This window comes from Streptococcus porcorum (assembly GCF_053203725.1).
Genome location: NZ_JBRUDG010000007.1, coordinates 37,882 through 51,813, shown reverse-complemented (window position 1 = coordinate 51,813; position 13,932 = coordinate 37,882). Strand labels below are relative to the sequence as shown.

Here is a 13,932-nt window from a genome sequence, read left to right as displayed (position 1 = left end):
TTTAACTGAAATACATTCTGTCTGATATTTTCATCAACTGAATAGGTTGCAAGCTACTTGGAAGTTCTTTTCTAAGTCATCTACTGTGCGAACTTGGTGAATCAGATTAAAGAAGTTTCCGTCTTTTTCAAGTAACAAGGTTGGGAAAGAGGTTACCCCCATTTCATAAGCCTTGATAAAGTCTGGATGTAGATTTTCTGCTTGTTTCAAGGCACTTGACAAGCCTTCCATAGCTTTTTGGGGTAACTGATAAGTGTCGAGGATGCTGGCATAACTACCTGCTTGACTGAGGTCTAACCCATCTTCAAAAAACAATGCTTGAATATCTAATGTCAGCTGAGCAAGCTGGTGTGGTTCAACATAGTTTTTCAAAACGGAGTAAGCCCTAGCCGGACCAAGGGAATCCATGGTAAAGTCCTTACTCTTAAACAATTGATTATAAGCTTCACCAAAAGTCATTTGGTAATAGGTTTCGATTTGTTTGTTGATGGTCTGTGCTTGCTTAAAATCAGCCATTTTCTTTTTATTATCTCCGACAAACAAGCCTCCGTTAATGACTTCTATCTCTAGGTCAGGATGGTGTTGCATAAATCTTGTGAAAATGTGGTTAAAGCCGTAGGTCCAACCGCAGTAAGCATCGATGATGTAGTATAGTTTCATATTAAACTTCTTTCCTTATTTTTAATATACAACTAGTATAGTCGATACATTGTTTTTTACAAGTACGATTTTTTTGAAAAGCCAGTATCTTTTTCTAAAGAATTGTTTCATATCAAGGCAAAATTTAGTTTAATTTTTCAAACAAAAAAACTAGAACCTAAGTTCTAGTTGCACCTTATTCTCCTTTTAGATTGGATAGCACGGCTTCAACTGGGACTACTTGCGCAAAGGCATTGCCCCATACTGTTTCATAGTGTTTACGGATGGTTGGTGCAGATATTGTTTCTGTGTCAAAGGTATTAGTCAACCCTTCTGGCACAATGATCTTATAACCATGCTCAAAGGCTACACGAAGAGTGGTGTCCACGCAGTATTCTGTCTGCATTCCAGTGATTAGCAGTTGCTCAATGCCTTGCTGATCCAGATAGTTTTTGAGGTCTGTGTCCTTAAAGCTACTTGCAAATGTTTTATCAATGATCTTTTCATCATTTTGTGGTGCAATCCGATGGTGAACTTGCCATTCAGGTGTACCATTTTTCATATTGTCATCATTGTGACGGACATAGATGACTTCAATGCTTGCTTCACGCGTTTGATGGATAAAAGTCTCAAGTTGATTTAAATAATCTTGAGCCTGATAAGGATTGAGTCCAATTAGAAATTCTTGCACATCAATAACCATAAGGGCAGTTTTAGGGGGGTTATTTGCCATATCTTTTCTCCATTCTTCTTTTCTGCTTTTGCAGTTTATGGTATTATTGTAACAGGTACAACAACTAATACAAATACGTTTTTTTAGACTAGTCACTATCTTTTTGGATAGTATCACGTTAAATAAAGGAGAAATGATGCCAACATTTACATCTCATACCGTGCCAGAGTGTCCTTATGTGGCGACTCAAAGTGTTTTATCAGGGAAATGGAGTATGCTACTTTTGCACCACATCGAAGAAGGACCGATTCGTTTTAATGAATTGCACCGTCGATTAACAGGGATTTCCCAAGCAACCTTGACCAAGCAATTACGTCAATTAGAAGACGATGGCTTAATTACGCGTAAGGTCTATGCGCAAGTTCCACCAAAAGTGGAGTATGAATTAAGCGAGATTGGTCAAGAATTTAAGCTAGTTCTTCAACAAATTGAAAGCTTTGGAGACAAATATATCAACTTTGTTAAATCTAAACAAGATTAACCCCCTAGACTGACAAATAAACTAACAGGTACTATTTTTATGATCAGAAAACTTCCAGGATTTTTATCTTGTCTTCTCTTAGCTCTCCCAGCTTGGATGTTAGGTCAGGTTTTTCCTTTGATAGGAGGGCCTGTTTTTGCGATTTTTATTGGAATGGGAGCTAGCCCTTTTCTAACAAAACAGGATCAGCTAAAAGAGGGCATCGCTTTTTCTTCTAAAATCATTTTGCAATTAGCAGTGGTTTTATTAGGATTTGGACTCAATCTTCAACATATTTTAACAGTTGGTATCAGCTCACTCCCCATTATTTTGACAACTATTCTCACTGCCTTAGGTGTCGCTTATCTCTTTTTTAAAACCAATAAAATCAACTCCCACCTTGCCACACTCATTGGAGTCGGCTCATCTATTTGTGGAGGGTCTGCCATTGCTGCAACGGCTCCTGTCATTGAAGCAGATGAAGAAGAGGTGGCTCAAGCTATTTCTGTCATCTTCCTTTTTAACATCTTGGCCGCTCTGCTTTTTCCAAGTCTTGGGCAAGCCCTAAACCTCTCTCACGAAGGGTTTGCCATCTTTGCTGGAACAGCTGTCAATGATACCTCATCTGTCACAGCCACAGCTAGCGCTTGGGATAGCCTTCATCATAGTCACACTTTGGAAGCTGCCACTATTGTCAAACTAACACGAACTCTTGCCATTATCCCTATCACCTTTGGATTGGCCTTGTTAAAACAAAGAAAAAATCAAGGCTACCAAGGAAAATTTCAGCTCAAGAAAGCATTTCCGAATTTTCTTCTCTATTTTATCTTAGCTTCTCTCACAACCAGTTTATTAAGTGCCCTGGGTTTTGAGTTAACACTTTTTGATTCCCTCAAGACCCTCTCTAAATTTTTTATTGTTGTTGCTATGGTGGCCATTGGAGTGAAAACCAATTTCCCCAAACTTCTTAAAACGGGGTCAACAGCTATCATTCTTGGCGCTTTTTGCTGGCTAGCTATAATCTGTATGGATCTTTTGATCCAATGGTTACTAGGGATTTGGTAAATCAAAAAAACTAGGTCGTCCACCTAGTTTTTTTAATAAGAGAAGATTATGCTTCAATCAATGCTGATGCTTGTTTTTCTAAGCTTTCAATCACATCAGCTGACAATGTCAACTCACCTGTTGCCCAAGCTTCATCATTAACACGGCTAGCGGTAAAGTCACCGACCACTTGAGTACGGATAAATGGAAGAAGGGCTTGATAAGCTGCAAACAATTGATCATGTCCACCATTAGCTACAGAGGATACTGTAACAATTTTATCTTGAAGTGCTGATGCTCCTGTTGTATCTGAAAGATCAAGAGCGCGGCTCAACCAGTCTAATAAGTTTTTCACAACACCTGGAATAGCAAAGTTGTAGATTGGAGAGAAGATCCAAATCGCATCTGCTTCTACCACTGCATCACGCGCTGCTTGAACAGCTGGTAAAACAGGTGTTTCTAAATCTTGGTTAAACAAAGGCACTTCCTTATAGTTCAAATAGCTCACTTGCGCTTTTCCTGCCAAAGCTTTTTCAGCTTCTTTTGCCATTTGGTGGTTGAATGATCCCTCACGAAGTGAACCAACGATAAATAATACTTTTTTCATCTGTTTGTCTCTCATTTCTTTTTATAATATTACTATATAGTAGTATTATAGCTCGAATAAGGTTTTGTAAACTATTTTGCCTCAGATTTTTTAAATTTTTTTAAAATCGTAATCAGACTTGACTTTTCCTCATCTGTCAAATGAGCAAAAACTTGATTAACACTGGCAATATGCTGAGGTAAAATAGCCTCAATCAAATCTCGACCAGTCTCTGTCAATCCTACAACAGACGCCCTACGATCATCTGGTGAAACCTGACGATAGATCCAACCATGACGTTCCATATTTTTAATCACGACTGTCATATTTCCTGATGTCGCCAACATACTATCAATTAAACGACAGATTTTCATCTCTCCCTTAGTATAAAGCACATCTAAAACACCAAATTGAGTAGGCGTAATACCATAATCTTTAAATTCTGAATAAACCTGACTATCAATACTTCTCATCGCTTTACGCAAGACAACCATCGTTTTGACGGATAAATTCTTGTCCAATTCCTCTCCCATGACATCCTCCTTTTTTCTCTTGCTATTCTCTTCTATTATATCATTTATATTACCACTAATTAGTATTAATTACAAGAAAAAGCAAACTGAATTCAGCTTGCTTTTCATTTTTATTCCTGTTAAAGAGGGAGTTAGTTCCCAAAAACTTTAACGCGATCAGAATCTAACATGTATTCTTTTTCTGCTGCTTGGGCTGCAATGCTACCGAATGGTGCTTGGGCACGGAGTTTCCAGTTGGCTGGAATACCGTATTTTTCAGCAACTTGTGCATCTACCAATGGATTGTAGTGTTGGACGTTCATACCAATATTTTTCTCAGCAAATGCCAACCATACAGCGTATAAATTGATACCATGTGCTTGCTCAGACCAGATTGGGAAATTTTCAGCGTAGAGTGGGAAGTTAGCTTGAAGCCCTTCAACAACGGCTTGGTCTTCGAAGAACAAGATAGTACCAGCACCTGCTGCAAAGCTAGCCAAGCGTTCTTTTGTAGCTTCAAAAGCTTCTACAGGAGTTACTTTTTCCAATTCGCTGTAAGCAATTTCGTTCCAGAAAGCGTCTGACTCCGCACCGAAAAGTACAACGGCACGGCTTGATTGTGAGTTGAACGCTGATGGAGATTCTTTCATTGCTTTCTCAACGATAGCCACTACTTCTTCATTTGACACTGGTAGGTCTTTACCAAGTGCATAGATAGAACGGCGTTTTTCTTGTAAATCTGTAAAGTTTGACATAGGATTCCCTCTTTCTTTTTGTACTAATTAGTGATTAAAAATACTATATAGTAATATTACATCTTTTAAAAATATTTGTCAATCGTTTTGACTATTATTTTTTCTTCTTGAAAAAAATGAGTTCCCCTTACTTCCAACCATGGCAGTTAGGGGAACTCGTTGATATCTCTATCTTATAATAGGGCACCGGACTCTCGGCCTCAATCAGCCACCACATTAAGATGGTCACACGGACTCTGAGAAGTGGTGCTAAACTTTTTGACACTACCTCTCTCAGCTATTGCTTTTGAAATTAATGATTTTTACGACGTAATTGTCCAAAACCAAGAACACTTAGCAAGGCCAAGCCCAATGCTCCTAAAGCCGAAGACTGATCTTCACCTGTTTTTGGCAATTGTTTTTCTTTGTTTGATGTAACCAAGTTAGTTGATTGAGATGGTGAACCAAGTGTCTGAACTTTTTTCTCAGATTTTTTAAGACTTGTTAGAGAAGTCACTTGTTGCGGTTCTGTATGACCTTTTTCTTCAAGAACAAGGTCTTCACGGACCAAAGGTCTTTCAGGAGTAGGGGTCTGAGCCACTCCTTCTTCAACAGCTGGCTGATCTTGTGATGGTGTTTCTTTAGGAATCTCTTTAATGACAACTTCATTAAATTTTTGACTAATGGTATTTAAAGATCCCCCACTTGCAATAATAGCTTCCACTTCCTCTGGTGTATAGATAGACTCTAAATACCATAGACTAATACTTTGATTTGGAGTCAAACTTACAGCAGGTGTTAAATAACGAATAGCAGAGTCAACACTGCTTGTCATACGACGATCTGCTGGTAAATTAGCACCCTTAACCTGTTGACCCAAAACACTGCCTCGATTTCTCCAGTTTAATGCATAAGAAGTACCATCTGACAACATACGGGTAGATAAAAATGTTTCTCGATCAGAGAAGTACGCACCTCCACTACCATCAGAATAAAGGTTAATATCATCGTCGGCATTTAACATTGTATCTAGTAAAACATAGTACTGTTGTTTGGCGTAAGTTAAATCGCTCTTATTGGTAAAGGTTGTGCGGTGAATAATGTTACCAGATGTTGTCAAACTAGCAACTTCTTCAATTTGTAGATTAGGAGCTAGTGGATTAGTTGTTAAAATCGTAGATTTGATTAAAGCTGTGCCACTCGTGTTTTTCGCGCTATAATAATCACGATTCACATGTTCCTCACCTACTGCAACAAAACTGCCTTCACCTGAACTGCCTGTTTGTGTCACACCGTATTCAGATGTCCTAGACGAACCATCCAAGTACGAATAAGTGTAAGGTGTTTCTTTGGTTTCAGTGGTCACAAAGTTTGAAAAAAGTGGGTCATCAGATTCAGATGTTTTATGCGCATTCACCGTAAAGTTAGTATTGTTACGATCCACCTCTACACTAACGACGGCTTCGTTGGCACTAGTAGCAGGGTCAACCTTGCTCCAAGTAGCTTGATCAATCTCATTGTTAAAATGATTGATCACTTCCGCATTGGTCTGTAAGGTCACCTCTTTTTCCACATTGGTCACAACTGTTTCTGTTTCTACTGGACTTGTCTCAGTCACAGTAGTCTCAGCTCCAGAACTAGGAACAGCTCCACTATCAGAAACAGTGGTTGAAACTCCCTCAACTGGTGCTGCTACAGGTGCAGAATCAGTTGTTGTACTCGTTGAAGCTACAGCCGGCTGAGAGACTTCTTCTGCTTTAGCAAGGCTCACATTAAGTCCACCAACAGCGACAGTAGCTAATCCTAAAACGGCCCATCTAGATAATTTAGCTGACCGTTTCAAATGATGCCTAAATTTCTTTTCTCTTCTCATAAACACTCCTCCTTTTACTTTCCCCATCATTTTATACTAAGTTTTATAATATGTCCAATAATTTTGTGCTTTTAGCTTTATTTTATTCATATGTATTCGGATACAATTTAATGTTGTGATCTGATAAATAAAAAGCACAACACTTTATTTCAAGTGTTATGCTTTTTAAACCATTTGATTTGGTGCAACTGAGTAACTTATCTCATCAAACGTCTGCTACAAGCTCTGAGAAAATGATAATTTTTCTCTTTGACTTTCTATGCTCTTAGTATCTCATTTTCAAAAGAAGTCATCAAAGAGGCTAAGTTGGTTGTCTTCTGGCATGTTGCCTAGAATGCCCATATCTGACATTTTTTCGACAAGGGTACTTGAGAGACCGCCACGCTTTCTGAGTTCGGTTTTTGATAGGAACTCGCCTTCACTTCTTGCTTTGACCAATTGTTTCGCAACGTTTTCCCCTAAACCATCCATAGCCACAAACGGTGGGATAAGGGTCTTATCCTCAATTTGAAACTCTGTGGCATGGCTCTTATAAAGGTCTAACTTCCCAAACTCGTACCCTCTCTCTAGCATTTCATTAACAAGCTCAAGCGTGGTATAGAGGTCTTGCTCGACATTTGAAGCTTCGTTATTTTTCTTTTTCTCAGCAATTTCTGCCATCTTAGCTTTGACGGCTTCAAGACCGCCACTCATGGTTTTGAGATTAAAGGCTTTGGCACGAATGGAGAAATAAGCACAATAATAATAAATCGGATGATGAACTTTGAAGTAGGCCACGCGTAAGGCCATCATCACATAAGCTGCCGCATGGGCTTTGGGGAACATATACTTGATTTTTCCACAAGACTCGATGTACCAGTCTGGCACATGATTATCTCGCATGGCTTGGATATAACCATCACGCTCTTCTTCAGAGATTTTCAACCACAAGCCTTTTCGCACGCGCTCCATGATGTTAAAGGCCATCTTAGGTGGGAGACCTGCGTGCATCAGATAAACCATAATATCATCACGACAACCGATAACGGTTGACAGGTTGGCAATCCCTTGCTTGATCAAATCCTGTGCATTTCCTAACCAAACATCTGTACCGTGTGACAAGCCTGATAACTGCAAAAGCTCCGCAAAGGTCGTAGGATGTGTCTCATCCACCATTCCACGAACAAAGTTCGTTCCAAACTCTGGAATCCCCAGCATCCCTGTTGAAGTGCCAATTTGCTCTGGTGTGACCCCTAAAACCTCTGTGCCAGAAAAGAGCTGCATCACCCCAGGATCATCAGCTGGAATATCTTTAGGATCAATCCCTGATAAATCCTGTAATTTCCGAATCATGGTCGGATCATCATGTCCCAGAATATCGAGCTTCAAGACGTTTTCATCAATATCGTGGAAGTTAAAGTGGGTCGTCTGCCACTCTGCTGATAAGTCATCAGCTGGGTATTGAACAGGGGTAAAATCATAGACATCCATATAGTTTGGAATAACAACAATCCCCCCTGGGTGCTGACCTGTAGTACGCTTAACCCCCGCAGCTCCCATAGCCAGACGATCAATCTCAGCATCACGGTAAAACTTACCATAATCACGTTCATAGCCTTTAACAAAGCCATAAGCTGTTTTTTCAGCGACCGTACCAACTGTCCCTGCACGAAAGGCATACTCTGCCCCAAAAATATCTCGAACATCCAAATGGGCAGAAGGTTGATCATCCCCTGAAAAGTTCAAGTCAATATCAGGTACCTTGTCCCCATCAAAACCAAGGAAGGTTTCAAAGGGAATATCTTGACCATCTTTTTTATAAAGAGTCCCACAGCTCGGACAGGCTTTATTGGGTAAGTCAAACCCTGATCCGTAGGAGCCATCTGTAATAAACTCTGATGCCTGACAGTTAGGACAGACATAGTGCGGTGGCATGGGGTTAACCTCTGTGATGCCAATCATGGTTGCCACAAAACTTGAGCCAACCGAACCACGAGATCCCACCAGATAACCCCGTTCGTTTGAGCGATTCACCAGCATCTGCGATGCCAGATAGATCACGGCAAAGCCATTCCCCAAGATAGAGGTCAGCTCTTTTTCAATCCTTAAATCAATAATATCAGGTAAAGGATTGCCATAAATCTCAAAGGCTTTTTGATAGGTTAACTCAGCGACCGTTTCTTCTGCTTTTTCAATATAAGGCGTGTAAAGGTCGCCCTTAACCACTTCAACCTCATCAAAACGCTCAAGCATGGCATTGGGATTAGTCACTACCACCTCATAGGCTAACTCTTTTCCTAAAAAGGCAAACTCATCTAACATTTCATTGGTAGTTCTAAAATGCGCTTTAGGCAAAGGAGCTGGTTGGGCATCTTCTCCTCGTCCAATGGTACGGTTAATCATCGCCCCCTGTCCCAGACTACGCACGATAATCTCACGGTAGATTTCTTCTTCAGGATCAAGATAATGGACATTACCTGTTGCTAGAACAGGCTTATCGAGTGTCTTAGCTACCGTGATCAGATCACGGATAATGTTTTGAATCGCTTCTTCATCAGCGACCTGCTCTTTAGCGATAAGAGGAGCATAAAGGGCTGGTGGCATGATTTCAATAAAATCATAATACTTAGCCACTTGGATGGCTTCTTCGACCCCTTTAGATAACACCGCATCAAAAACTTCTCCATCAGCACAAGCTGTCCCTAAAATCAGACCCTCTCGGTGCGCATCTAGGACTGTCCGAGGGATTCGTGCCACACCTTCAAAGTATTTCACGTTAGACAGACTGACAAGCTTGAAGATATTTTTTAAACCAACCTGATTTTGAACATAGATGGTCGCATGTTTAACTCGTGCTTTTTTATAAGAATCCTCAGCCACCAAATCGGTATTCAGCGATAAAAGATTGGTCAGACCACGTTGTTCTCTTGCTTCTTTTAAAAAGATAAAAAGCAAACGTCCTGTCGCTTCGGCATCGTAGTTTGCCATGTGGTGATGTTCCAAGGACACACCAAAGCGTTTGGTCAATGGCCCCAAACCATGTCGCTTGTACTCTGGATATAGATTTCTTGCAAACTCAAGGGTGTCAATCACAGGTTGACTAATCTTAGGCAGACCATAACGCTCATAGTTGGCATCCATGAAGCCAACGTCAAAGGTCGCATTGTGGGCCACCAGTACCGTATCTTGACAAAAGCTCTGAAACTCTGCTAACACCTGTTCAATAGGCTTTGAGCCCTTGACATGCTGATCGGTGATCCCTGTCAACTCGGTTGTAAACTGACTCAGAGGGTGTCCTGGATCAATAAACTCATCAAATTGCTCAACGATATTTCCCTTATACATCTTTGATGCTGCAATCTGAATCAACTGATTGTGCATGGCAGAAAGACCAGTCGTTTCCACGTCAAAGACCACATAAGTCGCCTCATGCAAGTCCAGATCAACCTCATTATAAGTAATAGGGACACGATCCTCAACGATATTGGCTTCTAAACCAAAGAGAGCCTTGATCCCTGCCTTTTTAGCTGCATGATAACCATGTGGGAAAGACTGAACATTACCATGATCGGTGATGGCAATGGCTGGATGTCCCCAACTTGCTGCACGCGCAATCAAGGCTTCAACAGTCGGTAGAGCATCCATGGTGGACATATTGGTATGGGCGTGAAATTCCACACGCTTTTGATCCTCAGGCATCAGGTCCTTACGATCATAGTGGACAATCTCTTTGACATCTTGCACGTTCATGGTCAAGGTCTTGGTAAAGGGATTATTTTCAATATTTCCTCTAACCCGCAACCAAGCACCTTTGGCAATCATGTCATACTTCTTCAGCTCTTCATCATCTTTTGCCCACTTTTGCATGGCAAAGCTTGAAGTATAGTCGGTCATCTTAAAGTTGATGATATGCCGACCTGTCCGTGTGGTTTTCTTTTCAACATCAAAGACCATGCCCTCAAAGACAATGCGGTTCTCCTCCATCTCCACCTCAATCATAGGTGTGATCTCTGCCTTTTCAAAGCCTGCCTGACGTGCCTGCGCCTGCTCTTTATAGTTAAAGCTTAGGCTAGGCTTCTCCTCTTGCGGTGGCATGGAAGCCTCTAGTGATTTCTGAGCTTCTAGGGCCTGATCTACCGCCTCTTGTAAGCGACTCTCTCTTGTTGAAACAAAATCATCCTTCAACTGCTCAGTCATCTCTTGGTCTGACTCCATCAAAAAGCTGACGCTCCCAAAACCAAACTGGTCAAACTGTTGGACAAGTTTTGGCAGATGATTTTTCTTAAAATGCGCATTGTTGACAAACTGGGGAGCAGCAATGATGATTTTTTCCCCATCAAAATGAACCTTCAGCTGACTAAAGGAACTCTTAAAGCTAGCGACCTCACAAAGCGGAAGAGTAAAAGCCTCTTGATAGTAACTTTGAAGCAACTCATCTGAAAAATCTATACGATTGGCCTTAATAGCAAACTCCGCCTTGATCTCAGCCTGCTCAAAAGTCTCCACCAACCGCTGACGCAACTCTCTATAAAGCGCAATAGGCAAAATAGTGTCAAAACGAAAATGAAAATCCCAAACTCGTGTCTTAGGATTCACCTTAACCTCTTCAATCTCTGCAGATGAAAAAGCCTCTGATTCCCTAAGATCCAGTGGCATTTCAATCTGTTCCATCAATTTTTTAAATAAGTCTGACATGGCTTTTCCTCATATTATTCTGACCTTTATTTTACCATATTTTAGGAGAATACGTAAAAATCTTCCTACTCCTAAAGAGTAAGAAGATTTTTTAGGTTATCCTTTACGTTTTCGTAACCCTCCAGCTAAACCAATGACCATTAGTCCCATCAGTGAGAAGATAGCAGTTTGGTCATCTCCTGTGTTTGGCAAACTAGCTGATTTGGCTTGGTAGTTTGCTTGTGGTTTTTCTTTTAGGACTTTAGCTGAGACTTGCTTAGTGACAGCTTTGTTGTAGGCTGTTTGGATAGCTTGTTTCTCATCCACTCTGCCATCAAAATAAGCAACAATAACTCCGTTTTCATCCTTGATAGCTACTGGTTGACCACCGTTTGTGATGATGGCATCACGTTGAGCTTGGACTTCTTGTGTTTGGTATTGAGCAAGCAGAGCTTCATAGATAGCAAGTGCTTCATCTGCGATAGCTTCTAGGTCTGCTAGATTTTCCTCTTCTGTAGCTAAGAGCGCCTCTAACTCTTCTAACTTAGCCTGTGCTTGAGTGAGTTGTTCCACTAGACTTGGTAAGTTAGCTTTAGCAGTTTTCATAGCCTCTAGTTGGGCTTTAGCTGTCTCTAGAGTAGCTTGAGCATTGGTGTAAGCTGTTTTAGCATCTACGGTAGCACTTTGAGCTTGACTAAGTTCTGCTTTTAATTGAGCTAGAGTAGCCTGAGCCGATACAAGAGCTGACTGAGCAAGGGCATCAGCCTCTTTTGCAGAAGTAAGGTTAGCTTGAGCCTTAGAGAGAGCAATAGCCTTGTCAGTAGCACTAGCCTTAGCTAGAGCAAGGGTCTCCTTAGCAGTTTGGATAGCTTGCTCGTCTTGAGATAGGGTTGCTTGAGCTTCGGTAAGGGCTTGTTCATAAGGAGTTAAATCTACAGAACTACTCATTAGTGAAGATAAGTTATTCTCAGCATTTTGTAATTCTGCTTTAGCCTTAGAAACCACTGTTTGTGCCTCGTTGTAACTAGAAAGAGCAGTATCATAAGATGCCTGAGCCTGAGACAAATTAGTTGCTGCAACAGTTTGCTCTGACCTAGCTTGGTTTAAAGAAGTTTGTGCAGTTTTAATGGCAGTCTCTTTTTGATTCATTGTGTTAGTAGTTACTTTGATGAAAGTCGATACTAAACCTTTAGTATCCATAGGGTCTGTACTTTGCTCAGCCCACAAGTTTCGTACAGGATACCATCCAATATTAGCTCTTGTATAAGGGTCATAAGCGTAAGTAGAACCGTTTGAATACCCCTTCAAGACAAGCTCATGCGTACCTCCATACGGTGTGAATTTGTCTTTTTCCACTGCTACCAGTAAAGTATGTCCTTGTTTAAGAGCAGTTTCAACCTCAGATACATTAGCTAAGTTGGTAGGAGTTAACCCCCAATTTTGTAATGCTAAATAAACACCAGTAGATGAAGCTCCTACCCCAGTTTTATTAAATTCATTTGTATTGTTATAAAGGTAGCTTGCTACTTCTGTAGGTATAACAGTTCTGCCAGTTAAACTTGTGATAACATTAGCTACAGATGCAGGCACACACCCTGATAACCCCATAGTAGAAATACCGAAGTACATAGAACTCCAACGTGGGTCAGCCTGATTAAAATAAGACATATTTTGAGGAGCTAGGGAGATACCATCAAGTTAGCAAAGTCATTATTTGCTGAGTTGAGAGCAGATTGACTAGAAGATACCTTGGCATCAGCATTATTTTTATTTGCCTGAGCGGTAGATAAAGAACCTTGAGCAGAAGAAACAACAGAACCTTTGGATGTAGCTTCAATCTCAGCAGTTGCTAAACTAGACTTAGCATCATCTACGGCAACTTTTGCTTGTTCTTGGTTATTTTTCAAAACAGTGCCGTCTTTAGCCGACTCAAGAGCTGACTGGGCAGAAGATACCGCATCTTTGTCGCTAGCTACCTTAGTTGTAAGGTCAGCAACGTTCTGTTCAAGAGCCGTAGTATCTGTAGAACCACTCAAAGTATCAACCTTAGACTGAGCCTCAGCCACCGCACTAGCCGTCTCGCTCGCCTTCGTTTGGGCATCAGCTACTAGGCTTTCTTGGGTTGAAACTTTATCTTGTGCAGTCGTCTCTGTCTCTTGAGCAGTTTTCAAGGCTTCTGAGGTTGCCGTCACCTGTCCTTGTGCGCTCTCAATAGTAGCTTGAGCATTGCTCAAATCTTGCTCTGTCACATTGGCTTTTGCCACTTCTGAGGTAAGAGAAGACACCACGGCTGATTGCGAGGCAACTTCTGATGAAGCTTTCGCTACCACGCTTGCTTGACTGTCTGCACTTGCTTGTGTGCTTGTCACCACCTCTGAGGCTTGCGCTAACACCTCTGTCGTCACCTTGGTCTCAGTTGCTTCCTGAGCGGTTGTTACAGGTGTTTCAGTGGTAATTGGTGCTGTTACCTCTTCTGCTTGGGCATTGGCGCTGATTGCGACCGTCCCTGCAACAAGAGCCAAACCTGATAAAACTTTTGTTTTCTTAGACATATTTTTCTCCATATTAAAAAACTTTTAGAAAGCCTTGGCTGTAAAGTCAAGGCTTGTTATATGTAGTATAACAAGCGATTTGTCAAGTATTTTAATGAAAAAAATGACGATTTTTGAAGATTTTTTTAATCCCTCATCCCTTAAAA

At 41.0% G+C, this 13,932-nt stretch carries 11 protein-coding genes; 2 read left to right on the top strand and 9 right to left on the bottom strand.

Annotated elements, in window-relative coordinates; all coding sequences use genetic code 11:
* Positions 1 to 33 precede the first annotated feature (33 nt).
* Together ACVRWY_RS03025 and ACVRWY_RS03020 are read right to left on the bottom strand one after the other, a co-directional pair.
* Entirely contained in the window at positions 34 to 660 is a 627-nt protein-coding gene (locus tag ACVRWY_RS03025) for a thioredoxin (protein ID WP_354367561.1), read from the bottom strand.
* 175 nt (positions 661 to 835) lie between these two features.
* Positions 836 to 1,372 (bottom strand): cysteine hydrolase family protein, encoded by a 537-nt coding sequence (locus tag ACVRWY_RS03020; protein ID WP_354367559.1) that lies wholly within the window; start codon positions 1,370 to 1,372, stop codon positions 836 to 838.
* A gap of 136 nt (positions 1,373 to 1,508) precedes the next feature.
* On the opposite strand from ACVRWY_RS03020, the gene ACVRWY_RS03015 reads away from it, so the two are divergent.
* Positions 1,509 to 1,853 carry a winged helix-turn-helix transcriptional regulator gene (locus tag ACVRWY_RS03015; RefSeq protein ID WP_354367557.1) on the top strand — a complete coding sequence of 115 codons (345 nt, stop codon included), beginning with the start codon at positions 1,509 to 1,511 and terminating at the stop codon, positions 1,851 to 1,853.
* Positions 1,854 to 1,892: 39 nt separating this feature from the next.
* Complete coding sequence (locus tag ACVRWY_RS03010) at positions 1,893 to 2,897, top strand: YeiH family protein (RefSeq protein ID WP_354367555.1); 1,005 nt, start codon at positions 1,893 to 1,895, stop codon at positions 2,895 to 2,897.
* 46 nt (positions 2,898 to 2,943) lie between these two features.
* Here the strand turns inward: ACVRWY_RS03010 and ACVRWY_RS03005 are convergent, their stop codons facing one another.
* From ACVRWY_RS03005 to ACVRWY_RS02975, 7 genes are all read right to left on the bottom strand, one after another.
* Entirely contained in the window at positions 2,944 to 3,483 is a 540-nt protein-coding gene (locus ACVRWY_RS03005; protein ID WP_354367553.1) for an NADPH-dependent FMN reductase, read from the bottom strand.
* Positions 3,484 to 3,554: 71 nt separating this feature from the next.
* A complete protein-coding gene (locus ACVRWY_RS03000; RefSeq protein ID WP_354367551.1) occupies positions 3,555 to 3,995 on the bottom strand; it encodes a MarR family winged helix-turn-helix transcriptional regulator in 441 nt (146 codons plus the stop codon).
* Positions 3,996 to 4,126: 131 nt separating this feature from the next.
* The gene (locus tag ACVRWY_RS02995; RefSeq protein ID WP_354367549.1) at positions 4,127 to 4,729 is read right to left on the bottom strand and encodes a nitroreductase family protein; all 603 of its coding nucleotides are present in this window, start codon (positions 4,727 to 4,729) and stop codon (positions 4,127 to 4,129) included.
* A gap of 292 nt (positions 4,730 to 5,021) precedes the next feature.
* Positions 5,022 to 6,581, bottom strand: coding sequence for an LPXTG cell wall anchor domain-containing protein (locus tag ACVRWY_RS02990; protein WP_354367547.1), 1,560 nt, complete (start codon positions 6,579 to 6,581; stop codon positions 5,022 to 5,024).
* A gap of 279 nt (positions 6,582 to 6,860) precedes the next feature.
* On the bottom strand, positions 6,861 to 11,255 hold the full coding sequence (locus ACVRWY_RS02985) for a PolC-type DNA polymerase III (RefSeq protein WP_354367545.1): 4,395 nt from the start codon (positions 11,253 to 11,255) through the stop codon (positions 6,861 to 6,863).
* A gap of 96 nt (positions 11,256 to 11,351) precedes the next feature.
* On the bottom strand, positions 11,352 to 12,863 hold the full coding sequence (locus ACVRWY_RS02980) for an LPXTG cell wall anchor domain-containing protein (protein ID WP_354367543.1): 1,512 nt from the start codon (positions 12,861 to 12,863) through the stop codon (positions 11,352 to 11,354).
* Positions 12,864 to 12,913: 50 nt separating this feature from the next.
* Complete coding sequence (locus ACVRWY_RS02975; RefSeq protein WP_354367541.1) at positions 12,914 to 13,786, bottom strand: hypothetical protein; 873 nt, start codon at positions 13,784 to 13,786, stop codon at positions 12,914 to 12,916.
* Positions 13,787 to 13,932: the final 146 nt, after the last annotated feature.

Coding starts and splice junctions, on each gene's coding strand:
- ACVRWY_RS03025 (WP_354367561.1), bottom strand. CDS start 660: ATGAAACTATACTACATCATCGATGCTTACTGCGGTTGGACCTACGGC.
- ACVRWY_RS02985 (WP_354367545.1), bottom strand. CDS start 11,255: ATGTCAGACTTATTTAAAAAATTGATGGAACAGATTGAAATGCCACTG.
- ACVRWY_RS02975 (WP_354367541.1), bottom strand. CDS start 13,786: ATGTCTAAGAAAACAAAAGTTTTATCAGGTTTGGCTCTTGTTGCAGGG.
- ACVRWY_RS02980 (WP_354367543.1), bottom strand. CDS start 12,863: ATGTACTTCGGTATTTCTACTATGGGGTTATCAGGGTGTGTGCCTGCA.
- ACVRWY_RS03020 (WP_354367559.1), bottom strand. CDS start 1,372: ATGGCAAATAACCCCCCTAAAACTGCCCTTATGGTTATTGATGTGCAA.
- ACVRWY_RS03005 (WP_354367553.1), bottom strand. CDS start 3,483: ATGAAAAAAGTATTATTTATCGTTGGTTCACTTCGTGAGGGATCATTC.
- ACVRWY_RS02990 (WP_354367547.1), bottom strand. CDS start 6,581: ATGAGAAGAGAAAAGAAATTTAGGCATCATTTGAAACGGTCAGCTAAA.
- ACVRWY_RS03015 (WP_354367557.1), top strand. CDS start 1,509: ATGCCAACATTTACATCTCATACCGTGCCAGAGTGTCCTTATGTGGCG.
- ACVRWY_RS02995 (WP_354367549.1), bottom strand. CDS start 4,729: ATGTCAAACTTTACAGATTTACAAGAAAAACGCCGTTCTATCTATGCA.
- ACVRWY_RS03000 (WP_354367551.1), bottom strand. CDS start 3,995: ATGGGAGAGGAATTGGACAAGAATTTATCCGTCAAAACGATGGTTGTC.
- ACVRWY_RS03010 (WP_354367555.1), top strand. CDS start 1,893: ATGATCAGAAAACTTCCAGGATTTTTATCTTGTCTTCTCTTAGCTCTC.